Origin of the sequence: Saccharopolyspora oryzae, assembly GCF_027853915.1 — a bacterium.
GTDB lineage: Bacteria > Actinomycetota > Actinomycetes > Mycobacteriales > Pseudonocardiaceae > Saccharopolyspora > Saccharopolyspora oryzae.
On the sequence record NZ_JAQGLA010000010.1, the window covers coordinates 75,404 to 102,389 of the forward strand.

Here is a 26,986-nt window from a genome sequence, read left to right on the forward strand (position 1 = left end):
CTCACCGCCCGTGCTTCCGGAAGTATTCGCCCCACAACTGCTCTTCGTCCGGCTCCCGCGGCGGGATGGTGGTGGCCAACCGGGTGATGTTGAGGAAGTGCCGGTACGAAAGGTTCTCGCTGATGCTGTTGCCGGCCCACGTCCCTGCGCCCATCGTGAGGGTGAAGCCGAGACCGTTGTCGAACCCGCCGCCGGTGCCGAAGCAGTGGGCCTGGTTGACCAGCACGCGCGCCACCCGGAGCCGCTCAGCCACGTATCGCGCGTTCTGCTGGTCAGCGGTGTGGATGCCGCAAGAGTGCCCGGCTCCCTGGTGGTCCAGAAGGTGTTGGATCCGCTCCACGGCAACCGGCAGTTCCGCGTAGCGGTACACCGTGAGGACCACAGACAACTTCTCGCCGCTGAACGGGAATTCTGGACCGACACCGTCCTCTTCGACCATGAAGAACTCCGCTTTCCGAGCCCCTGGAGCATCCAGCCCGGCCAACGCGGCGATCTTCTCGGGCGCCTGCGCCGTGACCGCGGGGCTGAGTTTGCCGCCGGGCCACATCACGGCTTCCAATCTGGCCTTTTCCTCCGCCGTCAACAGGTAGCCGCCCTGCTCGCGCAGTGCGGCGATGGCTTCGTCGTAGACGGCGTCGTGGATGTGCACGGAATTCTCGGACGAGCAGCTCGTCGCATAGTCGAAAGTCTTGCTGCACTTGATCTTCTCGGCCGCGTCGGCGACATCGGCATCGGAGTGCACCAGCACCGGCGCGTTGCCCGCACCCACCCCGATCGCAGGCGTGCCGCTGCTGTACGCCTGCCGCACGTTTCGCTGCGAGCCGGTGACGACCACGAAGTCCGTCTGGCGCATCAGTTCGTAGGTCTTGTCCTTGTCCGGGACTTCGATGAACTGCACCAGATCGCGCGGCGCACCGATCCTGTCGAACTCGGCGTGGATGTAGTCCACCAGCAATCGACAGGTGCTCGCGCCTTTCGGCGATGGGGAAAGGATGACGGCATTGCGGCCCTTCATCACCATCATCGTCTTGTTGGCCGGGGTCGCCGCCGGGTTGGTGGACGGGCAGATCGCGGCGACGACGCCGACCGGCTTGGCGTATTCGGTGATGCCCTTGTCCGGGTCGCGATCGATCACCCCGACCGACGGTGCGCCGGTGAGGTCCCGCAGCGTACCGATCGTTTTGCGCTGATTCTTGGCGATCTTGTCCTCGACACGACCCAGCCCGGTGTCGGCGACGGCGAGCTCGGCCAGCTGCCGGGCCCGTTCGGGCTGGTAGATCGCCCACGCCACGGCGGCGACGACATCGTCGACCCGCCCCTGGTCGTAGGTTTCGAAGGTGCGCTGCGCGGTTCGGGCTCGCGCGACCACTTCCGCGATGGCGTCGTGGACGGACGACGAACTCTCGGACATGTCGGTGTCCTCCCTGGTGGTGCGTCAGCGAACGCAGCCATGCCGGGTCGACGACGGCGCCGATCGGCACTTTCACAATATGAGAGCCGATGCCAACTGAACGTACGAGCCAGACGGAACAGAGTCAACGGGCCCGCCGCCACCTCGGCGATGTGACCGTTGACACAGCTCCGGCCCATCGATACCGTAATGCGGCATTCCATTCCAATTATTGGAATAGCGCTTTCGGCGCCATCGAAGTACGCGACCCCGGCTCCAGGCCCTGAACCCCGGTGCAGCCCGAGCCGGCAAAGCGCGTTCCCGAGCTGGACCTCATGCGCCGACCTCGCGTCGGCCGTCCCGTCGTACCCACGCCAGTCAAGGCGGTGTGATCAATGGACTCCAAAGCCCGTTCCCGTCCGAAGTCCGTGCCCGCGCCGCCCACCGACCCCGGCCCGGTGGGCATGATCCGCACCCGCGTGCGCGGCCGAATCCTCCTGCTGCTGTGCGCGATGTACTTCCTCACCTACATCGACCGCGTCAACATCTCCACGGCCGCCCCGTTCATCCAGCACGACCTCGGCCTGTCGCACACCCAGCTGGGATTCGTGCTCTCGGCCTTCGCCGTGCCGTACGCGTTCTTCCAGGCGTTCGGTGGCTACCTGGCGGACCGCTTCGGACCGCGCGTCGTGCTCGGCGCCGCGGGTCTGGTGTGGGCGGTGTCCACCGTGCTCACCGGTTTCGCCGCCGGACTGGTCAGCCTTTTCGCCGCGCGCCTGGCGCTGGGTTTCGGCGAGGGCGCCTCGTTCCCCTCCGCGACGCACGCGATGACGAAATGGTTGCCGCCCCACCGCCGCGCGTACGGGCAGGGCATCACGCATGCGTTCTCCCGCATCGGCAACGCCATCGCGCCCACCGTCGTCGCCTCGATCATCGCTGTGCTGCACTGGCGAGCGTCGTTCTGGATCCTCGGCGCGGCCAGCGGAGTCTGGGTCGTCGTCTGGTGGCTGATGTACCGGAACCGGCCTGGTGACCATCCGAAGATCACCGAAGCCGAGCTCGCCGAACTCCCGCCCGAGCAACGACGGGACGAACGGCCACCGGTGCCGTGGCGCGCACTGCTCAAGGCGATCCTGCCGGTAACCTTCGTGGACTTCTGCTACGGCTGGATGCTCTGGGTCTACCTGACGTGGATCCCCTCGTTCTTCGCCGGGAGCTACGGCCTGGAGCTGAAGAAGTTCGCCCTGTTCACCACCCTTGTGCTGATCGCAGGCGTGGTCGGTGACACCGCCGGCGGGTTGCTGTCCGACGCCCTGCTCAAGCGCACCGGTGAACTGCGGATCGCACGGAAGCTGGTGCTGTTCGTGGGCCTGCTCGGCTCGTTCATCTGCATCGTTCCGACGCTGCTGGTCAACGATCTCGTCCTGGTCACCAGCTTCCTGGCTCTGGCGTTCTTCTTCCTGGAGCTGACCAACCCGGTCCTGTGGTCCATCCCGATGGACATCGCACCGCACCACGCGGGGACCGCCGGCGGCCTGATGAACACCGGTTTCGGCCTGGCCGGCGTGGTCTCGCCGGTGATCTTCGGCTTCCTCGTCGACCAGACCGGCAGCTGGGTGGTGCCGTTCGCCGTGTCCGCCGGCCTGCTGGCCATCGGCTGCCTGGCCGCGCTGCGGCTGAACGTGAACGCGGCAGTGGGCGAACCCGGTGTCGTTCCCCACCAGCGCACCGGAGACTCAAAGATCATTTGATAACCCTGAACAACGGCCTTTGATGCCGATGCCAGCGCACCGATCTACGGTCTGAATCTGGACACGTTCTCGACGCCCAAAGGCATTGGAGCGCCGAACAGTCCTCGTTCGACCGACCGCGATTGCTTTCCACCCCCTGACCGGCGAGGAGGACGGCGTGCGTTACGGCTTCGCCATCGACCAGCGGACCTGCATCGGCTGCCACGCCTGCACCGTTGCGTGCAAGACCGAGCACGAAGTGCCGGTCGGCCAGTTCCGCACCTGGGTCAAGTACGTCGAGTCCGGCGAGTTCCCGGCCACTACCCGGGATTTCGGCGTGATGCGGTGCAACCACTGCACGGACGCGCCCTGCGTGCAGATCTGCCCGACGAAAGCGCTGTTCAAACGCGACGACGGGATCGTCGACTTCGACCGGGACCGCTGCATCGGTTGCAAGGGCTGCATGCAGGCCTGCCCGTACGACGCGATCTACATCGACGACGACACGCACACGGCCGCCAAGTGCAACTTCTGCGCCCACCGGGTCGATGAGGGGCTGGAGCCGGCGTGCGTCGTGGTGTGCCCGACCCACTCGATCTGGGTGGGTGATCTGGATGATCCCGGCAGCGGGATCGCCAAGCTCGTCAACGAGAATCCCGTCCAGGTGCGCGCGCCCGAGCAGAACACCGGGCCGAACGTCTTCTACCTCGGTGCCGACCGGGCCGTCCTGGATCCGCTGGCGGCGCCGACCGGCGAATCCTACATCTGGGCGCAGCCCGACGAACACCGCCGCGAGGCCTCGAAGGACCTGCCCGTCGACCCGGTCAGCCGGGCGCGCACCACGTTGAACACCGCGCACCCGCGGCCGTGGGGGTGGCGCGTGACCACCTACCTGTGGACCAAGGCGTTCGGCGCCGGTGCGCTGCTGGTCGCCGCGCTGGCGCGGTTCCTCGGCGTCGACCTCGGTTCGCTGGGGACGGTCGTGGCACCGGCGCTCGGCGTCGTGGGCGTGGCGGCCACCGGGGTTCTGCTGATCTGGGACTTGAAGCAGCCCAAGCGATTCCTGTACCTGCTGCTGAAACCCAATCCGACGTCGTGGCTGGTGTGGGGTGCGGTGGCGCTGGGGGTGTTCGCCGCCATCGCCGCTGCCTGGTTGTGCACCGGTGCGCTGGTCGAAGCAGGGGTCGTAACCGCAGGCACTGCCGACGCCGTGCTCGGACCGCTGGCCTGGGCCGCGGTACCGGCGGCGGCGCTGACCGCTGGGTACACCGGTTTCCTCTTCGGCCAGGCCGAAGGCCGCGACTTGTGGCAGTCGCCGCTGCTGTTCTGGCACCTCATCGTGCAGGCGGTGATGGTCGGCGCCGGTGCGCTGGTGCTCTTCGCGTTCGCCGCCCCGTCCGGCGCCGCGATCGCGCTCGTCGTCCGCGCCCTGGCCATCAGCGGCTTCCTGCACGTGGTGATGCTGCTGCTGGAGTACCTGGGCCGGCACCCGACCCGCAACTCCCAGGCCGCCGCGCACATGGTCACCCGCGGTCGTTATGCGCGCCTGTTCTGGGGCGGCGGCGTCGCGCCTGCCTCCCTCGCCGCGGTAGCGGCCGCGATCGGCTGGCAGGGCACGGCCGTGGTGCTTCCGGTGCTGGGCGGCGTCCTCGTCCAGGGCGCACTGCTGGCCTACGAGAGCGTGTTCGTGCGCGCCGCCCAAGACGTTCCGCTGTCCTGATTCCGGAGGGGAAACGCCCATGCACGACGAGCAACGAAGCCACGAACCGGTGCTGCCGGGCGCGCGGAACCACGAACACCTGCGCAACTTCCCCCCGGTGTCCACCTGGGACGACCACGTCGAGTACGACGCGAAGGCGCATCCGCGGAAAGTGCCCCACTCGTACACGCTGGTGCCCACGACCTGCTTCAACTGCGAGAGTGCCTGCGGCCTGCTCGCCTACGTCGACAAGGACGATCTGTCCATCAAGAAGCTGGAGGGCAATCCGGCGCATCCCGGCTCACGCGGCCGCAACTGCGCCAAGGGGCCGGCGACGATCAACCAGCTCAACGACCCGGAACGGATCCTGCACCCGCTCAAACGCAGCGGCGACCGCGGCGGCGGGCAGTGGCAGCGGGTCAGCTGGGACGAGGCGCTCGACGACATCGCCACCCGGATTCGCCAGGCAATCGTCGAGAACCGCCATGAAGAGGTGATGTACCACGTCGGGCGTCCCGGCGAGGACGGTTTCGCCGAGCGGTTCCTGAACGCCTGGGGCGTCGACGGGCACAACAGCCACACCAACATCTGCTCGTCCGGCGCACGGTTCGGCATGACGCTGTGGGCCGGATACGACCGTCCGTCGCCGGACTACGCCAACGCCAACGTGATCCTGCTGCTGTCCTCGCACCTGGAAACCGGGCACTACTTCAACCCGCACGCCCAGCGGATCGTGGAGGGCAAGCAGGGCGGCGCGAAGCTGATCGTGCTCGATCCTCGGATGTCCAACACCGCGTCGCACGCCGACACCTGGCTGGCGCCGTGGCCGGGCAGCGAAGCCGCCATCCTGCTGGCGATCGCCTCGCACCTGCTGCGCACCCGCCAGATCGACGAGGCATTCCTACGACGCTGGTTCAACTGGAAAACCTACCTGCGCGAACTGCACCCCGACGCGCCGTCGGACTTCGGCACCTTCCTCGACCGCCTGGAATCCGACTACGCCGACTACACCTTCGAGTTCGCCGCCCAGGAGGCGCGGGTCCCGGCCAACAAGATCGCCGAAGTGGCCGAGACGGTGGCCGCGTGCGGCGGCCGGCTGGCTTCACACGTCTGGCGTTCGGCGTGCGCCGGAAACCTCGGCGGCTGGCAGGTCGCCCGCGCGCTGTGGTTCGTACTCGCGCTAACCGGCAGCATCGGCGCGAAGGGCGGCACGAGCCCCAACGGCTGGAACAAGCTCATCCCGCACGGGCCGGCGATGCCCGCGCCGCACGACCACTGGAACGAGCTGACCTGGCCGCGCGAATACCCGTTGTCCACCAACGAGATGTCCATCCTGCTGCCGCACTTCCTGGCCGAGGGCCGTGGTCGCCTGGAGGTGTACTTCTCCCGCGTCTACAACCCGATCTGGACCAACCCGGACGGCTTCACCTGGATGCAGCAGCTCACCGACCCGGACAAGGTCGGGCTGCACGTCGCGCTGACACCGACCTGGTCGGAGACCGCGGAGTTCGCCGACTACGTGCTGCCCATGGGCCACGGCGCGGAGCGCCACGACACGCACTCCTACGAAACCCACGCCGGCCGGTGGCTCGGTTTCCGCCAACCGGTGCGCCGGGTCGCGATGGACCGGCTCGGCCGCGACTACACCGACACCCGCGACACCAACCCCGGCGAGGTGTGGGAGGAGAACGAGTTCTGGTTCGAGCTGTCCTGGCGCATCGATCCGGACAACGCGCTGGGCATCCGCAAGCACTTCGAGTCGCCGTACCGGCCGGGCGAGAAGATCACCGTCGACGAGTACTACCGGTGGATGTTCGAGAACCAGGTTCCGGGACTGCCGGAGAAAGCGGCCGAGCAGGGATTGACGCCGCTGGAGTACATGCGCCGCTACGGCGTCGTGGAGATCGACCACGACGTCTACCGCCAGGACGAGCGGGAACTCACCGACGCCGAGTTGAAGGGTGCGCAAGCCGACGCGGAAGGGGTGCTCCGGCGGCCGGTGACGCTGGATTCGGCGCCACCGGTGGTCGGCGAAGCCGGGTCCGTCGGCGTGCGACACGACGACGGATCGGTCACCGCCGGCTGGCTCACCCCGTCGCGCAAGCTCGAGGTGTACTCGACGCCGATGCGCGACTGGGGTTGGCCCGAGCACGCCACCCCGGGATACATCCGGTCCCACGTCGCCCAGAGCGAGGTCGACACCGCCGCCGGTGAACTCGTGCTGGTGCCGACCTTCCGGCTGCCGACGCTGATCCACACCCGGTCCGGGAACGCCAAGTACCTGAACGAGATCAGCAACACCCACCCTCTGTGGTTGAACTCCATCGATGCCGAGCGCCACGGGGTCGGCACCGGTGATCTGGTGCGCATCAGCACCGAGATCGGCTACTTCGTCTGCCGCATCTGGGTGACCGAAGGGATCCGGCCGGGCGTATGCGCACTGTCGCACCACATGGGACGGTGGCGACTGCACCCCGGCGAAGGCAGCCGGTGGGTCGCCGGCATGGTCGAGCTGTCCCACCCGGACGGTCAGCACACCTTCATGCTGCGGCACAAGACGGGAATCGCACCGTTCGACTCCGATGACCCGGACTCCGCGCGCATCGACTGGCAGGACCCCGGCGTGCACCAGAACCTCGCATTCGCGGTGCACCCGGACCCGTGGTCGGGCATGCACTGCTGGCTGCAGAAAATCAGCCTGGCCCCAGCCCACCCGGAAGACCGCTACGGCGACGTCTACGTCGACACCCGGCGCTCCCGCGAGGTGTACCGGGAGTGGCTGGCCAAGACCCGGTCCACGCTCGGCCCGGACGGCCAGCGCCGCCCGGAGTTCCTGATGCGGCCGGTACCACCAGTGCGCCGCGCCTACCGCGCCTGACCACGGAGGTATGTCGATGTTGTTGAACCACAAGGCGAAACCCCGCACCGACAGCGGGACGGTGCGCGCCGCGGTCGGCGCCGTGCAGGACCCGGAACTGCACCGCGGTCTCGCCGAGCTGGGCATGCTCCGCGACGTCGATGTGGACCGCCGGGGTCGAGCGCGCATCGAGATCGCCCTGACCACCTCGGCATGCCCGCTGCGCGAGTCGCTCCGCGAAGCCATCAGCACCGCCGCAACTGACGCCGGCGCCACCTCGGTCGAGGTCGGTTTCAGCACCATGTCGGAGCGGGACCGCACGGAGCTCGCCGGCAACATCCGCGGCGAGAGGCCGCGCGGGCTCGACGAGCGGACCCGGGTCTATGCCGTGGCCAGCGGCAAGGGCGGCGTCGGCAAGTCCAGCGTCACGGCGAACCTCGCGGTCGCCCTGGCCCGGTCCGGACAGCGCGTCGGCGTGCTCGACGCGGACGTGTGGGGTTACTCGATCCCGCACCTGTTCGGCGTCCGGCGCAACCCGATCGCGTTGAACGGGATCATGCTGCCAGTCGAAGCGCACGGCGTGCGGTTGATGTCGGTCGGACTCTTCGTCGACGACGCCGAACCCGTGGTGTGGCGCGGCCCCATGCTGCACAAGGCGTTGGAGCAGTTCCTGGTGGACGTGCACTGGGACGACCTCGACGTGCTGCTGCTCGACCTGCCCCCCGGCACCGGCGACGTGGCGCTGTCGCTGCTGGAACTGGTGCCGCAGGCCGCGCTGCTGGCGGTGACCACACCGCAGCCCGCGGCGCAGAACGTCGCCGCCCGCGTTGGTCGGATGGCACGGGACCAGCGGATGCCGATCGCTGGTGTCGTGGAGAACATGTCCGCGCTCGTGTGCGGTTCGTGCGGTACCGCTACACAGATGTTCGGCTCCGGTGGCGGTCACCGACTCGCGGAACAGCTCGACGTGCCGTTGCTCGCGCAGGTGCCCCTGGACATCGCCATGCGCGAAGCGGGCGACGCCGGGATTCCCGTGGTAGCACGCGATCCTGATGCGCCGTCCGCGGTGGTGATGGCGACGCTCGCCGCGGAACTGCCGGTGGTGCGGCGCGGCCTCGCGGGTGTGCCGCTGCCGCTGTCAGTCGTGTGAGCGACGTGTGGCGTGCTGGGACCGCGTCGCCACCCCGATCAGGTCCCGCACTGGTCCCAGCAGCTGATGGCCGGACCGCCACACGGCGCGGATCACTCGCCGCATGTCGATGCCCTCGACCGGGACCGCGACCAGCCGACGCTCCACGAGGTCCCCGGCCACCGCGAGCGAGCTGATCACCGCGGGTGCCACCCCTGCTGCGGCGGCAGAGCGGACGGCGGTCGTCGAGGACGCCTCGAGCAGGGGCGGGGCCAGCGGCCCGAAGTCGGCGACCACCCGCTCCAGCGTGTACCGGGTGCCGGAGCCCGGTTCCCGCTGGATCAGCGGAGTCGCCACCAGTTCCGCCGCCGGTACCGGGGTGCGCCGGCGACTCCACGGGTGGCTCGGGGCCACCACGACTTCCAACCGGTCGGCGGCCACGTCCTGGCTGTCCAACCCCTCAGGCACCGACGGGCCCTCGACGAAACCGACTTCCATCTCGCCGCCGAGCACCAACCTGGCCACTTCGGCCGAATTGGCCAGCCGCAAGGACACCTTCAGCTCCGGCACCCGTTCGTGCAGCACGACCAGCCAGCCCGGCACCAGGTACTCGGCCGCCGTCATGCTCGCCGCGACCCCCAGTTCGTGGGCGCGTTTCCCCCGCAACGCGCTGATCCCGGCATCCAGCACCGTCGCGGACTCCACGACGTCGCGGGCCCAGTCCGCGACGAGCGCGCCGGCCGGGGTCAGCCGTGAACCGGCGGTGGAGCGCTCCAGCAGCGGCACACCGACCAGCCGCTCCATGTAGCGGATCCGGGAGCTGACCGCAGGCTGCGAGATGCCGTGTTCCTTTGCCGCACGGTTCAAGCTCCCCAGCCGTGCAACGCTGAGCAGCACTTCGAGCGCGCCGATCTCCGGCATCCGGGGCGACAGCGGTGGCACATCGCGAATCCTACGAGCCGCGCGTCGCGTTGGGTACCTTTGAGTCCGCGCGGAATGGTTCCTCACCCGGACAGGGGCGATCGGGCGATTTCGCGCGAAACCGCCGACCCGCACCCCCAGCCGGCCGCATGCCCACGCACCATTCTGAAACGCCCCCTAAGGTAGATGCAGGCCACGAGGAGGTCCGGATGTCGTCACGCGCCACGCGCTCAGAGGTCGATGCGCGCGCGGGTGCAGCGCCGATGGGGACGCAAGCCATCGGGCGCGCGATGGCGGTGTTGCGGCTGTTCATCGACATGAAAGGCGACGTGCGGCTGCACCAGGTGGCGGAGCACCTCAACCTCTCGACCGGTACAGCCCACCGCATCCTCCGCGCCCTGGCAGCCGAAGGCTACGTCGCCCAGAACCCCACGACGGACAGCTACTACCTCGGCTCCCGCGCGGTGCTGCTCGGGCAGGCCGCCCAGCAGGCCCTCGGGCTGGACAAGGCACTGCCGGTGCTCGAAGAGATCAACGCCGCCACCGAGGAATCGGTCAACCTCGCGGTCCGGGAAGCCGGGGAATCCGTGGTGTTCATACGGGTGCAATGCACCTTGCCGCTGCGGTTCGAGCAGCACGTCGGGGCCCGTTTTCCGCTGTATTCCACGGCATCCGGCAAGGCCATGCTGGCGCACGCCGCCGACGCCGAGGACTTCGTGGCGTCACTGCCTGCCGAACTCCCGGCCGTGACGGCCAAGACGTTGCGGGACCCCGACAAGCTCGTCAAGGAGCTCAAGTCGATCCGCCAACGCGGTTACAGCCTCGATGACGAAGAGAACGTGCTCGGGGTGCGCTGCGTCGGCGTACCCGTGCTCGACGACGCCGGAAACGCGCACGCAGCCCTGGTGGTGCAGGCTCCAGCGGTTCGGATGCCTCGCGACCGCATGCACGAACTGGGCCGATACCTCGCCGAGCCGGCGCGCAAGATCAGTCGGCTGATTCCCGTGCACCACTCCTTGAGCCGCCCAGCCACGCCTTGACGCCCAGCCACCTCCTGCGCCACATCAGATCTCGCGGTTACCAACCGTCCCTTCCGTGACCGACTGATGAATCCTGTTGCAGCGCTTGCTTTCTGACACGTTCATGCAACGTCCTGCCGTTGTTGCCTTCCCGGGTTCGCGCTGACTTCGCGGGGTTGTGTCGCACACCACTCAACCATATAGTGACACACCACTCCACATGTTGAATCCCATTCGGGAGGTAGCGGAATGACCGCTCCAGCCAACGACACCGTGTTCACCTGGGCCGCGCCGCCGCTGAAGTTCGGACTGGGCGCACTCGACGAGATCGGCGGCGAACTCGCCGCGTCCAGGGCTCGGAGAGTCCTGGTCCTCACCGACCCGGGGGTGCGCAACACCGGGATCCCCGCCCGCGTGCAGGACCGCATCCGCGCCGCGGGCATCGAATGCGAGGTCTTCGACGACGTCGCGGTCGAGCCGACCGACGTCAGCATCGACCTGGCGGTCAAATGGGCCCGGGAGAAGGATTGGGACGCCTTCGTCGCCGTCGGCGGTGGCTCCACGATCGACACTGCGAAGGCGGTCAACCTGCTCACGACCCACGACGGCGAACTGCTCGACTACGTCACGCCGCCGATCGGCGCCGGGCGCGTGCCCGATGGGCCGGTCAAGCCGCTGATCGCAGTGCCGACCACGGCGGGCACCGGATCCGAGTCCACCACGATCTGCGTCGTCGACTTGTTGTCGATGCACCTCAAGGCCGGCGTCAGCCACCCCCGGCTTCGGCCGACCCTCGCCCTGGTCGACCCGTTGACCACCGTCAGCATGCCCTCGCAGGTCACCGCCGCCAGCGGCATGGACGTCCTCTCCCACGCCCTCGAGTCCTACACAGCGGTGCGCTTCGACACCAAGCCCGCGCCCGCCGACCCCATGCGACGCCCCGCGTTCTGCGGCTCCAATCCGATCAGCGACGTGTGGTGCGAGATGGCGCTCAAACTCGTCGGCAGCCACCTGCGCGCCGCCGTGCACAACGGTCGCGACCTCGATGCGCGCTACCAGATGGCGCTCGCCTCCACCTACGCCGGAACCGGCTTCGGCAACGCTGGAACGCACTTACCGCACGCGAACGCCTACCCCATCGCGGGAATGGCACAGGGCTACCGAGCGCACGGATACCCGGAGATGCCGATGGTGCCGCACGGCCAAGCCGTCGCGGCCACCGCACCCGCCGTCTTCGCCTGGACCTACCCGGCTGATCCCGAACGACACCTGCGGGCGGCCGAACTGCTCTCGGGCGCCACCTTCACTCGCACCGACGGAGCCGAAGCGCTCCCGCACGTCCTCCGCGAACTCATGGCCGACATCGACATGCCCAGCGGTCTGAGCGCCTTCGGTTACGGCGAACACCACATCGAGTCCCTTGTGGACGGGACGCTCAAGCAGACCCGCCAGCTCGCCGTGGTTCCCCGTCAACTGGACCGCGCGGCCGCAGCGGACATCTTCCGAACCTCGCTGTGAGACCGCGACATCGACGAAGGAGCCCGCCTTGAAGGAGAAAGCGGAACGAAGAACCTCCGACCAGCAGAACATGAAGATCGTCATCCTCTCCAGCATCCTGGGCACGACCATCGAGTGGTACGACTTCTTCCTCTACGGCATGGCCGCCAGCCTCGTCTTCGGCCAGCTGTACTTCCCCGGCCACGACCCCGCCGTCGGCACTCTCCTAGCCTTCGCGACCTTCGCGGTCGGCTTCGTGGCCAGGCCGGTCGGCGGATTGATCTTCGGGCACATCGGCGATCGCATCGGGCGCAAGAAAACCCTCGTCACCACCATGATGATCATGGGTGTCGCGACCTTCCTCATCGGCCTGGTCCCCACCTACGACGACATCGGGATCCTCGCGCCGATCCTGCTGGTCCTGTGCCGCGTGGCGCAGGGCGTGGCGATTGGCGGCGAGTGGGGCGGAGCAGTCCTGCTCGCCGTCGAGTACGCGGGGCCACGGCGCAAAGGGCTCTACGGCAGTTGGCCCCAGGTGGGCCTGGCCCTCGGACTGCTGCTGGGGACCGGCGCGTTCCTGCTGCTGTCCGCCGCGATGGACGAGGCCGCGTTCCTGGCCTACGGCTGGCGCATCGCCTTCCTGTTCAGCGTGGTGCTGGTGCTGATCGGCATGTTCGTCCGCCTGAAGGTCATGGAGACACCGGCCTTCACCGCCATGCGTTCGAACCAGGAGGCCGCCACGGTGCCCGCCGCCGAACTGCTCCGGGACCGCTTCAGCCGGCGACACCTGCTGCTCGGTATGGGAAGCCGACTCGCCGAAGGCGTCGCCTTCAACACGTGGGGCGTGTTCATCCTGTCCTACGGCGTGAAATCACTCGGCCTGCACTACTCCGACCTGCTCCGCGTCGTGCTGGTCTGCTCGGCGGTGATGGTCGTTTTCATCCCCCTGTTCGGACACTGCTCGGACCGCTGGGGCAGTAGGAAGACCTTCGCGTTGGGCGCGATGATCTTCACCGTCCTGGCGTACCCCGTGTTCGGTCTCTTCGAGACCCGTTCGCTCGTCGTTCTCACCGCCGCGCTGCTGATCATCTTCGGCGTGGCCTACCCGTTGATGTACGGACCGCAGGCGGCGCTGTACTGCGACCTGTTCCCCACCAAGGTCCGCTACACCGGCATCTCGCTCGTCTACCAGCTCTCCGGGATCTTCGCCTCCGGCCTGACCCCGCTGATCCTGGCCAGCCTCCTCGCGATCGGTGGCACGCCGTGGCTCATGGTGGCCTACCTCGTCCTCGCCGGCGGGATCAGCACGGCATGCACCTTGGCGATGCGTCCGATGGACTCGTCTGCCGACGAAACGCGTGGTGCACCGCGGCGTTCAACGCCTTCGCTCGCTGCGGAATGAGAATCCCGGCTTTCCGGCTGCCGCGACAGCCGGAGACGTCCACATCGGACCGGTAGACCCACACCGACGGGCTGCACGCTCGACGATTTCGACGGTGGGCCATTGGCCATCGCGCGAAACCAACGGATCCAGTCAGATCGCGCGGGGTTTCCGCGATCTCGTGCTGCTCCTTGAAGATCCCGGCCTCAATGCGGCACGTACCGGTGCCGCCGGTGGCGCGCGCATTCGTGCGGTTCCGATCGGGATTGCGCGTGTCCCGCGCAGGGACTAGGACGGCTTGAGCTGGTTCCTGCGATCCATCCTGAACTGGCACTCCGCACGAGTCGCTCCGCTGCCTAGCGTGACCGCAACCACAACGTCTCACGCAACCGCTACTCCTGGAACGTCTTGGGGTGCGACCTGAAGAGGAGGAAACGTGGCTCCCGACTCAGCTGATGGCCAAGCCACTGGTTTGCAGCAAAGCTTGAAGCGCCGTCACATGAACCTCATCGCCCTCGGCGGTGTCATCGGGGCCGGCCTGTTCGTCGGCAGCGGTGTGGTGATCCACCAGACCGGGCCGGCGGCCGTGGTGTCATTCCTGCTCGCGGGAATCCTCACCGTGCTGATCATGCGCATGCTCGCGGAAATGACGGTCGCCAAGCCCGCGCTCGGCTCGTTCTACGTGTACGCCAGGCAGGCTCTGGGCAACCGCGCCGGATTCTCCGTCGGCTGGATGTACTGGTACTTCTTCGTCATCGTCGTCGCCGTCGAAGCGGTCGCGGGTGGCCAGATCCTGCAACTGTGGCTGCCCGGCGTACCGCTATGGGTGCTCAGTGGAGCGCTGCTGACCCTGCTGACGGTCACCAACCTCGTCTCGGCACGCTCCTACGGCGAGTTCGAGTACTGGTTCTCCTCGATCAAAGTGCTGGCCATCGTCGTGTTCCTGCTGGTCGGCTGCCTGTACCTGTTCGGGTTCTGGCCCGGAGCCCACGCAGGCCTCCACAACCTGGTCGCGCACGGCGGCTTCGCACCCATGGGCGTCGGCGCGATCCTGGCCGCCGTGGTGCCCTGCGTCGCCTTCTACACCGGCGCCGAAATCGTCACCATCGCCGCGGCCGAGTCCGCCGAACCGAAGCAGGCGGTGGCCCGAGCCATGAAATCGATCATCTTGCGAGTGGTCGGCTTCTACGTCGGATCCGTGTTCCTCGTGGTGGCGATCGTGCCCTGGGATTCGCCGCAGACGAAGGTCAGCCCCTACGCTGCCGTCCTGTCCGCGCTGGAAGTCCCGGCGGTGACCACGGTGATGAACGCGATCGTCCTGACCGCCGTGCTGTCCTGCCTGAACTCCGCGCTCTACACCTCCTCCCGGATGTTGTTCGCCCTCACCAAGAACGGCGACGCGCCCAGGGCTCTCACCAAGCTCGGCCGGGGCTCGGTGCCCAGGCGAGCGATCCTCGTCGGAACCGTCGCCGGCTACGTCTCCGTCCTGGCCGCCTACTTCTCGCCCGAAGTGGTGTTCGCGTTCTTGGTCAACTCCTACGGCGCCGTCGCGTTGTTCGTCTACCTCGTCATCGCGATCGCCCAGGTGCGGATGCGGCGCACCCTGGAGCGAACCGAACCGGCCGCGCTCACGCTGAAGATGTGGCTGTTCCCGTGGCTGAGCTACCTCACGATCGGGCTGATGGGCGCGGTCATCGTCGCGATGGCGGTCCTGCCGGACACCCGCTCGCAGTTCTGGCTGAGCTTGCTGACGCTTGCCGTCATCTTGGCCGGCTACCAGCTCCGCGCGCGCCGCGACCGACGCGGCGGTGCTCCGCAGCGGGCCGACGGCGATTCGGCCGGCATCCCGCAGATGCGGTCGGCGATGGCCGACGGACAACCCGTCGGGCCGGAGCCCCGGCAAACCCAGCGGTAGACCGAGAACGGCGGTGGGGCGGCAAAGCCGTCCCACCGCCGTTCTCGCTGCCCGGAGCCAGGGAGATCAGGACACGCCGGGATTGCGGCGTCGGGCTGGCCCGCCCGGAGATCTCGGTGCTGCTATCGCACGCCAAGAACCTGGTGCACCAGGAACTGCTGGACAGCGATCTGCCCGCAGATCCGGCGCTGCTACCTGGTGGTGCGGGACGTGTTCGGACTGGAGGAGCTGTGGAACCGGTTGGACGCCGACCTCCCCGACGTCCCCTTCCAGGCCACCATGCCCCCCGGCGCATGCTCGCCGACGACGTGCTCGCGCACGGCGGCCTCGAATCGTGGCTGCTGACGCACAAGACCGCGCTGACCAGGGTGCACACCGTGTACTGCGACCTGTCGAACGCGGCGCTGAACGACTTCGCAGTGCTGTCGTCGGTGTGCAAGCAATCAGCGAGCCCGCGAACGCCTGCGTGGCCACCTGGCAGAGGGAGACCCGGTGCGGGACTTCTCGTCAGCGCAAGGACTGAACCGCACTGACGAGAGCCAGTACTTCGATGTCGGTGACGCTGCAGCCCCGCGAGAGGTCGTTGAGCGGGGCGTTGAGTCCCTGCAGGATCGGGCCGAGCGCCTGCGCTCCCCCGATCCGCTCGGTGATCTTGTAACCGATGTTGCCGGCGGCGAGGTTCGGGAACACCAGCACGTTGGCCCTGCCCGCCACGGCCGATCCGGGGGCCTTGTGCATGCTGACCGCCTCCACCACCGCCGCGTCGAACTGCAACTCCCCGTCGACGACCAGCTCCGGCATTCGTTCGCGCACCATCCGCGTCGCGGAACGGACCCGGTCGACCAACTCGTGCTCGGCGCTTCCCCTGGTGCTGAAGGACAGCATGGCCACCAGTGGTTCAGCAGAGGACAGCCGCCGGTGGGTACCCGCCGCGGCGATCGCGATGTCGGCCAGTTGCACTTCGGTGGGTTCCGGAAGGACCGCGCAGTCGGCGAAGGTCAACACCCGCTCGTCCGGCAGGACCATCAGGAACGAGCTGCTCAACGTCTGCACGCCGGGCTGCAGGCCGATCACCCGGATCCCGGCCCGCAGCACGTCGGCGGTCGGCCGCGACGCACCGGCCAGGCAGCAGTCGACGATGCCTGCGCGCAGTGCCGCTGCGGCGAGGTACAAGGGGTCGCTCTGCGCGAGCGTTCGCTGCAGGTCCGGCTTACCTGCGAAGGACTCGTTCAACGCGTTCAGCACGGCCGGATCGGCGGCGAGACGGTCGATGTCGAGGACCAGTTCGGGCGGCAAGGCCACCCCGCTCACGCGGGCGGCCTCCTCGATCTGCTTGCGAGGTCCGACCAAGCGCGGTTCGAGCACTCCCTGCGCGTAGAGGCGAGTCGCGGCCTGCACCGCACGGGGATCGCTGCCGTCCGCCAGTGCCGCGCGGACCGCCCGACCGGCCAGTTGCTGCCGCCATCGCGCTGATAACGGCGATCCGGCCTCGTCCGTCCCGTGCCGTCCGGGTATCCGAGCGAAACTCGCTGCGGCTTCCGTCATGACGCTTCTCCAGCCCAGGATGCTTTCACTATATAAAAGCTATTTCCAATATTTAGCCTAGCCAGGGAGCCGTTGGAGCGTCAACAAATGCTGTAAGCTACTTCCAACATGTGACAGGGAGGGTCATGTCAACCGATGGGGACTCGGCGCCGCCGCAAGGCACCACCCGGGTGGTCGGCGCGCAAACCATCAGCCGGGCCTTCGCCGTGCTCAGGCTTTTCCGGGATCGCGGCACCGACCTCGGCGTCGGGCAGGTCGCGAAGGACCTGGGCCTGAACCTGAGCACCGTGCACCGCATCGTGCGCGCTCTCGTAGCCGAGGGCTATCTCGCCCAGAACGAGGACAGCGAGCGCTACTACCTCGGGACTGGAGCCCTCCTCCTCGGTCAGGCCGCACACCGCAACTTCGGCCTCGACGTCGTCTACCCGGTAATACAGAACCTGGCCGCGCAGACCGGCGAATCGGTGAACCTGGGAGTCCTGGCCGACAACGCGGCGATCGTGGTCGAACGAATCGAATCCGCCCAGCCGCTGCGCTTCACGCAGCCGCCCGGCACGCGGGTCGTCCTGCACGCCTCGTCGATGGGCAAGGCCCTGCTGGCTTTCAACGACGAGGTGCGGAAGAGAACGCTCCACGAAGTGTCCGAACTGCCAGCGCTGACCCCGAAGACGCTCACGAACGTCAACGACCTCGAGGCGGATCTGGAGGTGATTCGCGCCCGCGGCTGGAGCATCGACGACGAGGAATCCACACTCGGCGTTCGCTGCGTCGGAGCGGCGGTTCGCGACGCCTCCGGCAACGCGCGCGCGGCCATCGCCGTCCAGGCACCGGCCGTGCGCGTCCCGGACGCGCGTTTCGACGAACTCGGACCGGAAGTCGTGCGGGCAGCCAAGGAGATCTCCACACTCCTCCCTCCAGGGCACAGCTTCTGAGCCGAGGCGAGCAGCGTCCGTGCAACCGACCGCGCGAGCGTTGTCGCCTTCCACATGCGCGCGGGCACGCAACGCGGGCTCCGGCTGCCGCCGGAGCCCGCGTGCCGTGCCGTCAGGTGTCCCTGATCAGACGTAGTCCCTGTACTTCTCCAGCAGGCGGACCGGCTTGCGCAGGGCGTCCCGGCGGAAGGGGTCACCCAGCTCGCGGGTGCACATGATCTCGAGGACCACGGTCTTGCCCTCGTTCATCTGCAGATCCACCGCCTTGCGCAGCGACGGGCCGACCTCTTCGAGCTTGTCCACCACGATGCCCACCGCACCCATGGCCTCACCGATCTTGGCGAAGCTCTCGTTCTCCAGCTCACCCGCCACGAACCGGCGGTCGTAGAAGTCCACCTGGTTCTTCTTCTCCGCACCCCACTGGCGGTTGTGGAACACCACTGCCGTCACCGGGATGTCATGCCGCACTGCAGTCATGATCTCGCCCATGCTCATGCCCCACGCACCGTCACCGGCGTAGGAGATCGCCGGGCGTTCGGGGGCAGCCGCCTTGGCACCGATGATCGTCGGCAGTGCGTACCCGCAGTTTCCGAAACTCATGGGAGCGAAGAAGCTGCGGGGCTTTTCGAAGCGGAGGTAGCTGTTGGCCACGGAGTTGATGTTGCCGATATCGGTGGAGACCATCACGTCTGCCGGCATCGCCTTCTCGAGCTCCCGCAGCACCTGGCGCGGGTGCAGCCAGTTGCCCTCCTCCTGCTCCTGCTCCGCGATCATGTCGAGGCTGAACGGGTCGGTCTCGTGGGTCCACTCGTCGAGTTCCTTCTCCCACGCGTCTTTCTCGGCCTTGATCGCGGCCGCCCGTTCCTCCCGGTTGGCGTCGCAGGCCAGCGTCCTGCCCGCCAGCCGCTCGCCCAGCGCGACGGCGCTCGCCTTGGCGTCACCGCAGATGCCGACGGAGATCTTCTTCACCAGACCGAGCATCTTGTGGTCGGCGTCGATCTGGATGATCTTGGCGTTCTCCGGCCAGTACTCCAAGCCGTGCTGCGGCAGGGTGCCGAAAGGACCGAGTCGCGAACCCAGAGCGACCACGACGTCAGCGCGCGAGATCAGCTTCATCGCGGCCTTGGAGCCCTGGTAGCCCAGGGGACCGCACCACAACGGGTGACTGGCCGGGAACGAATCGTTGTGCAGGTAGCTGTTGACCACGGGAGCGCCCAGGCGCTCGGCGAGCGCCTTGCACTCCTCCACGGCGTCGGCCATCACCACGCCACCACCGGAAATGATCACTGGGAACTCGGCCGCGGCGAGCAGTTCCGCCGCCTCGTCGAGGCTCTGCGCCCCTCCAGGACCGCGGTCGAGGCGCTTCGGCTGGGGGACCTCGGTGGTGATCTCGCCGTAGAAGAAGTCCCGCGGGATGTTGAGCTGGGTCGGCCCGATCTCCGACATCGCGCGGTCGAAGCAGCGGCCGGTGTACTCCGCCATGCGCGCGGGGTTGTTCACGTGCCCCTGGTACTTCGTGAACTCCTGGAACATCGGCAGTTGGTTGGCTTCCTGGAAGCCGCCGAGCCCGGTGCCCATGGTGCCGGCTTCGGGTGTCACGATGACGACCGGACTGTGCGCCCAGTACGCGGCGGCGATCGCGGTCACGCAGTTGCTGATACCGGGGCCGTTCTGGCCGATCACCACGCCGTGGCGCCCGCTGACGCGCGCGTAGCCGTCGGCCATGTGGCCGGCGCCCTGCTCGTGCACCACCGGGATCAGGCGAATGCCGGCCGGGGCGAAGATGTCCATCGCGTCCATGAACGCGGAACCCATGATGCCGAAGATGTCCTTGACGTCATTTGCCACCAGTGTCTCCACGAAGGCCTCCGACGGCGTCATCTTCTGCACGCCCTGGACAACGGCGCGGCTTGCCCCGTCCGTCTGGTCAGTCATGGTCGTTCCTCTCCTGTCGACAGGCCAAGATGGGAGCTTGATCCGAAAATCGGTACGTGGCGTCTCTGAAAACTGGATTCGATGCTAGGAGTGCCGTTCGACTCGGTCAATAGAAATCCTGAAAACCGATACGCCCTGTACTGGTTTCCGGTACATGGACTAGAGTGGGACCACGATGGACGAGATTCGTGAAACCGAGGCGGCGGTTGAGCTCAACGGGGAGACGCCCACGTTGCGCCTGTTCGCGCTGCTCGAACTGATCGCCTCCAAGGACCAGTTCGTGTCGCTGCAAGGCCTGGTCGAGGAAACGAGCATGCCCAAGCCGACCCTGCACCGCATGCTCCAGCAGCTCGAAAGCGGTGGCCTGCTGGTTCGCCAAGGCGACGGCCGGAACTACGGCACGGGCGCCCGCCTGCGGCGACTGGCCGAGAACCTGTTGCTCAACGCCACCCAGCACGGGGCCCGGCACGCGGTCCTGCGCAGCCTCGTGGAGGAACTCGGCGAAAGCTGCAACGTGACCGCGCTCTCCGGCAACGAAGTGGTGTACCTGGACCGCGTCGAAACGCCCGAACCCCTGCGGTTCTACCTGCGGCCCGGTTCGCGAGTCCCGGTGCACTGCTCCGCGAGCGGCAAGATGATCTTGTCGCAGTTCAGCCCCGCGCAACGGCGCAAGCTCCTGGCACACGCTCCCCTGAAGCAGTACACGCCCAAGACCATCACGGACCTCGATGCGCTGGAGGCCGAGCTCAAGCAGGTGCGCAGCGACGGCTACGCCATCGACGACGAGGAATTCCTGCCTGGGCTGGTCTGCGCCGCCGTGCTCGTGCCGACGGCCGACGGGCGCTCCAACCTCTGCCTGGCCGCCCAAGCACCCGTCATGCGGCTCACCGCGGCGGACGCCCCGAAGCTGCTCCCCGCGCTGCGGCGCGCCGCCGACGCCATTAATCGCATCGAGTCCGAAGGCTCCACGACCTAGACCGGCACCCCGGCGTGATTGGTGACGACATGACCTCGACCAGACCGGACTCGCACACCCCGGACCACCAGGTCGCCGTACGCGACGCTTTCGGCATCGACTCCGAGATGGTGGTTCCGGCGTTCCGCGAACCCGACGAACACGTGCCCGAGATCGACGAGGCCTACCGGTTCAACAGCGACGTCACCCTGGCGCTGCTCGCCGGATTCACCAGGGACCGGCGCGTGCTCGTGCAAGGACTGCACGGCACCGGCAAATCGACCCACATCGAGCAGGTAGCGGCCCGGCTGAACTGGCCGTGCGTGCGGGTCAACCTCGATGGCCACATCAGCCGCCTCGACCTGGTGGGCCGGGATGCGGTCGTGTTGCGCGCCGGGCAGCAGGTGACCGAGTTCCAGGAGGGCATCCTCCCCTGGGCGCTGCAACGTCCGGTGGCACTCATCTTCGACGAGTACGACGCGGGGCGTCCGGACGTGATGTTCGTGATCCAGCGGATCCTCGAGCGCGACGGCAAGCTCACGCTGATGGACCAGAACCGGGTGCTCCGCCCGCACCCGTACTTCCGGCTCTTCGCGACCGCGAACACCTTGGGCCTGGGCAACCTCAACGGTCTCTACCACGGCGCACAGCGCCTCAACCACGCGCAGATCGATCGCTGGAACATCGTGGCGTCGCTGAACTACCTTCCTCCGGAGGAAGAAATCGCGATCGTGCGAGGCCGAGTGCCCCAGCTGGACGGCGACCTCGTCGCCTCGATGGTCGCGGTCGCGGGCCTCACCCGCGCCGGCTTCCACGCCGGAGACCTGTCGACGTTGATGTCGCCGCGCACGGTGATCACTTGGGCGGAGAACATCGAGGTGTTCGACGACCCGGCGCTGGCGTTCCGGCTGTCCTTCGTCAACAAGTGCGACGAGGCCGAACGTCCGGTGGTGGCGGAGTACTTCCAGCGCTGCTTCGACCGCGAGCTGGCGGAGTCCTACCAGCTATCCCCGGCATGAGCGGCTCCAGAGCAACCGCGCGGCACCAGCAACGGGTCGAAGAGCTCTGCGCCGCCGCCGTTCGCGCGCTCAGCGGCGAGCCGAACCTGCACTTCCGTGGGCGGCGCCTGCATCGCGGGCACCGACGGCTGCCGCTGCACGCGCCGCACTTGCAGCCGTCGCTGGACGACGACTTCGGGTCGTTCCGGGGCGCCGCGGACGGAATGGCACTGCGCCTGACGCACTCGGACGCCGAGCTCCACCGCAGCCTGCATCCCGCGGATCCGGTGCAGCGGCTCATCTTCGAGATGCTGGAACAGTTCCGCGTCGAGGCGCTGGCTGGGTTGCCCGGCGTCATCGCGAACCTGCGCCACCGGCACGTCCAGTGGTCACTCGACGTCCACCACTCCGGTATGACCGAGACTTCGCGTGGCATCCTCCTCTACACCGTGGCGCAGGTCTGCCGCTCCCGCGTGACCGGACAACCAGTGGTGGCCGAAACGGAAGACCTGCTGGAAGCCACCCGGTTCGACATCGTCCCGGCCTTGGGGAAAGACCTCACCGGGCTGCGCAGGCGTCGCCACGATCAGAACGCGTACGCAGAGCACGCGCTTGCCATCGCACGCATCGTGGGCAACATGCTCGCCGCTGCCGACGAGAACGACGAGCATGACGGCGAAGACATCGACGACCACGCCAGGTTCCCGCTGTTCTTGGATTCAGACGATGACTTCGACGACACGATCCCGCAGGTGTCCACCGGGCACAGCCGCGTGCTCGGGGAGTCCGAAGCCGGCTACCGCGCTTTCACCACGGCCTATGACCGGCAGCACGCGGTGCCCGCACTCGTTCGGGCGGAGCTGCTGCGGGATTACCGCCAGCGGCTCGACCGGTGTATCACCGGACAGGGCGTGAACATTCCTCGCCTGACCCGCCAGCTGAAGATGCTGCTCGCCGATCCTGCCCGGAACGGCTGGGACGGCGGACAGGAAGAGGGACACGTCGACGGCCGCCGCCTGGCCCAACTCATCGCTTCCCCCACCGAGCGCCGGTTGTTCCGCACTGAGCGGATCGAACCGGCTGCGAACTGCCTGGTGACCTTCCTGATCGACTGCTCCGGCTCGATGAAGGAGCACATCGAGTCGATCGCCGTGATCGTCGACGTGTTCGCCCGCGCATTGGAGCTGGCCGGGGCGAGCAGTGAGATCCTGGGATTCACGACCGGCGCGTGGAACGGCGGCCGCGCGATGCGCGAATGGCACCGCAGCGGACGGCCCGCGCATCCGGGGCGTCTCAACGAGTTGTGCCACCTCGTCTTCAAGGACGCCGACACGTCTTGGCGACGAGCGCGTCCCGGCATCGCGGGGCTGCTGAAGGCCGACCTGTTCCGGGAAGGCGTGGACGGCGAAGCGGTCACCTGGGCCTGCCGGCGCATGGCCGGCCGAAGCGAGCAGCGACGGCTGCTGATCGTGCTCTCCGACGGCAGCCCCATGGACAGCGCGACCAACCTGACCAACGACCGGCACTACCTGGACAACCACCTCAAAGACGTCGTCCGGCGAGAGGAGCTGGCCGGTTCGGCGCGGATCTGCGGCCTCGGCGTCGGACTCGACCTGAGCCCGTTCTACCGCCGCTCCCATGCCCTGGACCTGTCCCGAGGGCCGGGCAACGACGTGTTCCGTGAGATCCTCGAAATGATCGCCGGGGACCGGCGGTCGTGATGCGATCGGTGCTCATTCCCAGCAGGTCAGGAAATACGGCGCCGGTTCCTCGTGCGCGTGGCACCGAGGGAAGCCCCGACGACAGCCAGGACACCCAGCGTCTGTTCAGCGCTGAGGACTTGACCGAGCAGGAGCAGCCCAACGAGCGCACCCACGGCCGGTTCCAAACTAGCAAGCACGCCGAACAGACCGCGGGACATCCTCCGCAGCGCTTCCATCTGAAGCGAATAGGACAACACGCTGGACATCAGTGCCACCAAAATGCCCAAGGCCAGCACACCGGGACTTAGCAATGCGCTGCCCACCTGGCCGACCCCGTAGGGCAAGGTGAGAAAAGCCCCCCAGCACATCGCCAGGGCCAATCCTCTGGAATCACCCAAGCGCCGAACGAGCGTTGCCGACACGACGATGTAAACCCCCCAGCAGACCCCGGCAACGGCTGCGAACAGCAAGCCGCTGCCCGTCACGTTTCCATCGTCACCTGTCAACGCGACGACGCCAACGGCCGCCAGCAACGCCCAAAGGACGTCCAAAGCTCGGCTGGAGCCCACGAGCGCTACGGCCAGCGGCCCCAGGAACTCCACGGACGTGGCCACACCGAGCGGCACCCTGTCCACTGCCTCGAAAAAGGCGATGTGGTGGGCGGTCAGAGTGCTTCCCACCAGCAGAACGAGGCCCCAGGTCCGCCGGTCGTACCGGAGACCGGGGCGCCACCAGAGCATCAACAGGACCGCCGCGAACGAGAGGCGCAGCGACACAACTCCCATGACACCAACGACGGGGAAGAGGTTCGTCGCGACCGCCGCACCGCACTGCAAGCTCACGACGCCGCCGAGCACGAGGCCCGGTGCCGGTACATGCGCCAGCCCCCGGGCTGCTCGCATCGGAGAACTGCAGCTGGCCTCCGTCGACTCCACTCCTGCTCGATCCTCCTCGTGCCCCTTTTCCCGCCGACGGGTCTGCTCTCAGATCCCCAGCAAGCCGGGCAGATCGGCCACCGATGCGAGGACGTGGGTGGCACCACCGGCGCGGAGGGCGTTCGCGTCATGCGATCCCGTGCGGACTCCTGCCACCACGGAGGCGCCCGACCGGCGCCCGGCCTGCATGTCGTAGGCCGTGTCGCCGGCAACCGCAACGGCTCGCACATCGCTGATCCCGAGGCGCAGTACGGCGGTCAGGATCATGTCCGGGAACGGCCGTCCCCTCCCGGATTCTTCCGGGCACAGCACGAGATCCGCGAGATCATTCCATTTGAGGCGGTCCAGCAAGCGTTCTCTGGTCGGCTTCGAGAAACCGGTGCTCAGACACGTGCGGATGCCGTTGTCCCGCAGCAACCGGACCGCTTCCTCAGCGCCCGGAACCGGTTCGCAGCGACGTGCCGCGAGCCCGTCATAGCTGCTTTCGAAGGCGATGTTCGCTCGCTGGGCGCGGCTTTCGTCGCCATCGAACAGCGCGCGAAACACCTCGATCTTCGACTGCCCCATGGTGACCTGGATATGCCGCTGCGCGTGCGCGAACTCCGCCGTTCCCCTGTGGACACCGGACTCGCGCAAGGCGGCGTCAAACGCCTGCACGACAAGCCCGTCATCGCGCACCGTGGTGCCGGCCATGTCCAGCACCACCAGTTCGAGCTGATCGATCACGTGAACACCCCATTCGCCTCCGCACACTTCCGTCCGGTCAACGCCGCCTGCGGACCAGCGGCATTCCGGTCGACGCCGACCACGGCGTTCCGCGAAAGATTCAACTTCGGGACGGCAGCCGCCGGCAGGCCCAGATGCGGTCCGGCAGGGGGTACCAGCGTCAGCGGACGCGCTCGGACCGCACGTCGTCGGCGACCTCCGCGAGCAGGCGGACGCCGTCATCGATGGACCGCAACGGCACCGCCGAGAAGCCGATGCGGAAATGGTTGCGCCCGCGTTCCGGATCGAAGAAGAAGATGTCACCCCGTTCGATGAGGATCCCCCACTGCTCAGCCCGCTCGACCAGCCTGCGGCAGTCCAAGTCGGGAGGGCCGGTCATCCACAAGCTCACGCCGCCCGGCGGGAACGCGGCTTCCTGCCATGGCAGGTACCGGCTCACGGCCTCGCACACAGCCTCCCACTTGCACATCAGCTTCGAGCGGTAGCGGCGAAGGGAACGGTGGTACTCCCCCGTTTCGATGAGCATGGCCAGCGCGCGCTGCAAGTGGCCGGACGGGTGCCGGCACACGTAGCGGCGGATCCGCCGCAGCTCCGCGACCAGCGGTGCGGGCCCCACCAAGTAGCCCAGCCGCAGGCCCGGCGAGAGGAACTTGGAGAACGTACCGAGGTAGACCGCGTCCCCGGTGCTGTCCAGTGCTTTCAGCGCAGGTGTCGGCCGGCCCTGGTAGCGGAATTCGCTGTCGTAGTCGTCCTCCACCACGACCGTGCCACTCTCGGCAGCCAATTGCAGCAGTTGGCGGCGGCGGCCGATGCTCAACGTCACGTTGGTCGGGTGGTGGTGGCTCGGCGTCAGGTACAGCAAATTCGTGCCCCGCAGCGACTCCGGAGGTTGCAAACCCGCGTTGTCGACGCGGTGGCACCGCACATCCGCCCCAGCACGCACGAAGATGTGCCGGGCATCGAGATATCCGGGGTCCTCGATCATCACGGTCTGCCCCGGCCCGAGAAGTGCCCTGCCGAGGAGGTCCAGTCCCTGCTGCGATCCCACCGTCACCAGCACCTCGTCCGGGCCCGCCTCGATGCCGCGGGCAGGCAGCAGGTGCCGGCAGATCATCTCCACCAACATCGGGTCGTCGGAACCCACGCTGTCCTGCAGGCTCTGGTAGATGTGCGGGTGGAACAGCGCATCACGCAGGCAGCGCAACCACGACCGGGACGGGAACGCGGTCACGTCCACCTGCCCCGCCAGGAACGGATACGGGTACTGGTGCCAATCCATGCGCTTCTCGATGTGCGGAACGTCTGTGTCCGGGGCGCGGCGTATCCGCTGGGACCAGTCGATGCGCGGCGCGGTGTCGCGCATCTGGGCATGGCACTGCCGACGCATCTCGGAGTTGACGAACAGCCCGCGGCGCTCCTCGCTGTGGACGTATCCTTCCGCGATCAACTCCTGGTAGGCCAGGTTGATCGTGTTCCGCGAGACGCCCAACTCGTCGGACAGTTCGCGGGAGCTCGGCAGCCGGTGCAACGGGTCGAAGGTGCCGACCGCGATGCCGTGCTCGATCGCCCGCCGTACCTGCTGGTACAGGGGCTCGTCGGACGACCGGTCCACTTCGATCAATGTTCGCGGCATCTGCCCTCCCACAGATGTTCATGTTCACCCGGGAGTGGTGGAACAGTAGCTCTGCCAGTGCCCCACGGCTAGAGCGTTCTCGGCTC

Annotated in this window: 20 protein-coding genes; 13 read left to right on the plus strand and 7 right to left on the minus strand. The window is 67.7% G+C overall.

The window, feature by feature from the left end; all coding sequences use genetic code 11:
• Position 1: 1 nt before the first annotated feature.
• A complete protein-coding gene (gene sauS, locus OU415_RS09505; protein ID WP_270948246.1) occupies positions 2 to 1,411 on the minus strand; it encodes an acylating sulfoacetaldehyde dehydrogenase in 1,410 nt (469 codons plus the stop codon).
• 374 nt (positions 1,412 to 1,785) lie between these two features.
• Here sauS and OU415_RS09510 point away from each other — a divergent pair, with 374 nt between their 5' ends.
• The 4 genes from OU415_RS09510 to OU415_RS09525 all read left to right on the plus strand — a co-directional run bounded on the left by OU415_RS09510 (position 1,786) and on the right by OU415_RS09525 (position 8,826).
• Complete coding sequence (locus OU415_RS09510; RefSeq protein ID WP_270948247.1) at positions 1,786 to 3,141, plus strand: MFS transporter; 1,356 nt, start codon at positions 1,786 to 1,788, stop codon at positions 3,139 to 3,141.
• A 157-nt stretch (positions 3,142 to 3,298) separates the two neighbouring features.
• Positions 3,299 to 4,840 carry a 4Fe-4S dicluster domain-containing protein gene (locus tag OU415_RS09515; protein ID WP_270948248.1) on the plus strand — a complete coding sequence of 514 codons (1,542 nt, stop codon included), beginning with the start codon at positions 3,299 to 3,301 and terminating at the stop codon, positions 4,838 to 4,840.
• 19 nt (positions 4,841 to 4,859) lie between these two features.
• The gene (locus OU415_RS09520) at positions 4,860 to 7,697 is read left to right on the plus strand and encodes a molybdopterin-dependent oxidoreductase (RefSeq protein ID WP_270948249.1); all 2,838 of its coding nucleotides are present in this window, start codon (positions 4,860 to 4,862) and stop codon (positions 7,695 to 7,697) included.
• Positions 7,698 to 7,713: 16 nt separating this feature from the next.
• Entirely contained in the window at positions 7,714 to 8,826 is a 1,113-nt protein-coding gene (locus OU415_RS09525; RefSeq protein WP_270948250.1) for an Mrp/NBP35 family ATP-binding protein, read from the plus strand.
• Here the strand turns inward: OU415_RS09525 and OU415_RS09530 are convergent.
• Positions 8,815 to 9,747, minus strand: coding sequence for a LysR family transcriptional regulator (locus OU415_RS09530; protein ID WP_333777403.1), 933 nt, complete (start codon positions 9,745 to 9,747; stop codon positions 8,815 to 8,817). The genes OU415_RS09525 and OU415_RS09530 overlap by 12 nt on opposite strands.
• A 188-nt stretch (positions 9,748 to 9,935) precedes the next feature.
• Here OU415_RS09530 and OU415_RS09535 point away from each other — a divergent pair, with 188 nt between their 5' ends.
• The 5 genes from OU415_RS09535 to OU415_RS38310 all read left to right on the plus strand — a co-directional run bounded on the left by OU415_RS09535 (position 9,936) and on the right by OU415_RS38310 (position 16,071).
• Positions 9,936 to 10,766, plus strand: coding sequence for an IclR family transcriptional regulator (locus OU415_RS09535; RefSeq protein WP_270948251.1), 831 nt, complete (start codon positions 9,936 to 9,938; stop codon positions 10,764 to 10,766).
• A gap of 228 nt (positions 10,767 to 10,994) precedes the next feature.
• Positions 10,995 to 12,263: a hydroxyacid-oxoacid transhydrogenase gene (locus tag OU415_RS09540; protein WP_270948252.1), complete on the plus strand. Its 1,269-nt coding sequence runs from the start codon at positions 10,995 to 10,997 to the stop codon at positions 12,261 to 12,263.
• 28 nt (positions 12,264 to 12,291) lie between these two features.
• Positions 12,292 to 13,644: an MFS transporter gene (locus tag OU415_RS09545; protein WP_270948253.1), complete on the plus strand. Its 1,353-nt coding sequence runs from the start codon at positions 12,292 to 12,294 to the stop codon at positions 13,642 to 13,644.
• Between the two features lie 478 nt (positions 13,645 to 14,122).
• Positions 14,123 to 15,538: an amino acid permease gene (locus tag OU415_RS09550; protein ID WP_270948254.1), complete on the plus strand. Its 1,416-nt coding sequence runs from the start codon at positions 14,123 to 14,125 to the stop codon at positions 15,536 to 15,538.
• A gap of 95 nt (positions 15,539 to 15,633) precedes the next feature.
• Entirely contained in the window at positions 15,634 to 16,071 is a 438-nt protein-coding gene (locus OU415_RS38310; protein ID WP_408641827.1) for a hypothetical protein, read from the plus strand.
• Here OU415_RS38310 and OU415_RS09555 read toward each other — a convergent pair.
• Positions 16,046 to 17,083, minus strand: coding sequence for a phosphotransacetylase (locus tag OU415_RS09555; protein ID WP_270948255.1), 1,038 nt, complete (start codon positions 17,081 to 17,083; stop codon positions 16,046 to 16,048). The two genes, OU415_RS38310 and OU415_RS09555, sit on opposite strands and share 26 nt — an antisense overlap.
• A gap of 125 nt (positions 17,084 to 17,208) precedes the next feature.
• Here OU415_RS09555 and OU415_RS09560 point away from each other — a divergent pair, with 125 nt between their 5' ends.
• On the plus strand, positions 17,209 to 18,015 hold the full coding sequence (locus OU415_RS09560) for an IclR family transcriptional regulator (RefSeq protein WP_270948256.1): 807 nt from the start codon (positions 17,209 to 17,211) through the stop codon (positions 18,013 to 18,015).
• A gap of 126 nt (positions 18,016 to 18,141) precedes the next feature.
• On the opposite strand, the gene xsc is transcribed toward OU415_RS09560, so the two are convergent.
• Entirely contained in the window at positions 18,142 to 19,950 is a 1,809-nt protein-coding gene (xsc, locus tag OU415_RS09565; protein ID WP_270948257.1) for a sulfoacetaldehyde acetyltransferase, read from the minus strand.
• A 175-nt stretch (positions 19,951 to 20,125) separates the two neighbouring features.
• Between xsc and OU415_RS09570 the strand changes: the two genes are divergently transcribed.
• From OU415_RS09570 to OU415_RS09580, 3 genes are read left to right on the plus strand one after another with little or no spacing between them, the layout of a single operon-like run.
• Complete coding sequence (locus tag OU415_RS09570) at positions 20,126 to 20,926, plus strand: IclR family transcriptional regulator (RefSeq protein ID WP_270948258.1); 801 nt, start codon at positions 20,126 to 20,128, stop codon at positions 20,924 to 20,926.
• 29 nt (positions 20,927 to 20,955) lie between these two features.
• Entirely contained in the window at positions 20,956 to 21,924 is a 969-nt protein-coding gene (locus OU415_RS09575; RefSeq protein WP_270948259.1) for an AAA family ATPase, read from the plus strand.
• Entirely contained in the window at positions 21,921 to 23,624 is a 1,704-nt protein-coding gene (locus tag OU415_RS09580) for a cobaltochelatase CobT-related protein (protein ID WP_270948260.1), read from the plus strand. Before OU415_RS09575 ends, OU415_RS09580 begins: the two co-directional genes overlap by 4 nt.
• 26 nt (positions 23,625 to 23,650) lie before the next feature.
• Here OU415_RS09580 and OU415_RS09585 read toward each other — a convergent pair whose 3' ends face one another.
• From OU415_RS09585 to pdxR, 3 genes are all read right to left on the minus strand, one after another.
• A complete protein-coding gene (locus OU415_RS09585) occupies positions 23,651 to 24,508 on the minus strand; it encodes an EamA family transporter (RefSeq protein ID WP_270948261.1) in 858 nt (285 codons plus the stop codon).
• 81 nt (positions 24,509 to 24,589) lie between these two features.
• Positions 24,590 to 25,267, minus strand: a complete 678-nt coding sequence (locus tag OU415_RS09590) for a phosphonatase-like hydrolase (RefSeq protein WP_333777409.1) — start codon at positions 25,265 to 25,267, stop codon at positions 24,590 to 24,592.
• Between the two features lie 160 nt (positions 25,268 to 25,427).
• Positions 25,428 to 26,900 (minus strand): MocR-like pyridoxine biosynthesis transcription factor PdxR, encoded by a 1,473-nt coding sequence (gene pdxR, locus OU415_RS09595; RefSeq protein ID WP_270948262.1) that lies wholly within the window; start codon positions 26,898 to 26,900, stop codon positions 25,428 to 25,430.
• Positions 26,901 to 26,986: the final 86 nt, after the last annotated feature.

What these genes read in the sequence shown, in the direction of transcription:
- OU415_RS09520 (WP_270948249.1), top strand. Translation starts at nt 4,860, where the DNA reads ATGCACGACGAGCAACGAAGCCACGAACCGGTGCTGCCGGGCGCGCGG.
- OU415_RS09570 (WP_270948258.1), top strand. Translation starts at nt 20,126, where the DNA reads ATGGACGAGATTCGTGAAACCGAGGCGGCGGTTGAGCTCAACGGGGAG.
- OU415_RS09510 (WP_270948247.1), top strand. Translation starts at nt 1,786, where the DNA reads ATGGACTCCAAAGCCCGTTCCCGTCCGAAGTCCGTGCCCGCGCCGCCC.
- OU415_RS09555 (WP_270948255.1), bottom strand. Translation starts at nt 17,083, where the DNA reads ATGACGGAAGCCGCAGCGAGTTTCGCTCGGATACCCGGACGGCACGGG.
- OU415_RS09540 (WP_270948252.1), top strand. Translation starts at nt 10,995, where the DNA reads ATGACCGCTCCAGCCAACGACACCGTGTTCACCTGGGCCGCGCCGCCG.
- OU415_RS09560 (WP_270948256.1), top strand. Translation starts at nt 17,209, where the DNA reads ATGTCAACCGATGGGGACTCGGCGCCGCCGCAAGGCACCACCCGGGTG.
- OU415_RS09585 (WP_270948261.1), bottom strand. Translation starts at nt 24,508, where the DNA reads ATGCGAGCAGCCCGGGGGCTGGCGCATGTACCGGCACCGGGCCTCGTG.
- pdxR (WP_270948262.1), bottom strand. Translation starts at nt 26,900, where the DNA reads ATGCCGCGAACATTGATCGAAGTGGACCGGTCGTCCGACGAGCCCCTG.
- OU415_RS09535 (WP_270948251.1), top strand. Translation starts at nt 9,936, where the DNA reads ATGTCGTCACGCGCCACGCGCTCAGAGGTCGATGCGCGCGCGGGTGCA.
- xsc (WP_270948257.1), bottom strand. Translation starts at nt 19,950, where the DNA reads ATGACTGACCAGACGGACGGGGCAAGCCGCGCCGTTGTCCAGGGCGTG.
- OU415_RS09550 (WP_270948254.1), top strand. Translation starts at nt 14,123, where the DNA reads ATGAACCTCATCGCCCTCGGCGGTGTCATCGGGGCCGGCCTGTTCGTC.
- sauS (WP_270948246.1), bottom strand. Translation starts at nt 1,411, where the DNA reads ATGTCCGAGAGTTCGTCGTCCGTCCACGACGCCATCGCGGAAGTGGTC.
- OU415_RS09575 (WP_270948259.1), top strand. Translation starts at nt 20,956, where the DNA reads ATGACCTCGACCAGACCGGACTCGCACACCCCGGACCACCAGGTCGCC.
- OU415_RS09525 (WP_270948250.1), top strand. Translation starts at nt 7,714, where the DNA reads ATGTTGTTGAACCACAAGGCGAAACCCCGCACCGACAGCGGGACGGTG.
- OU415_RS09580 (WP_270948260.1), top strand. Translation starts at nt 21,921, where the DNA reads ATGAGCGGCTCCAGAGCAACCGCGCGGCACCAGCAACGGGTCGAAGAG.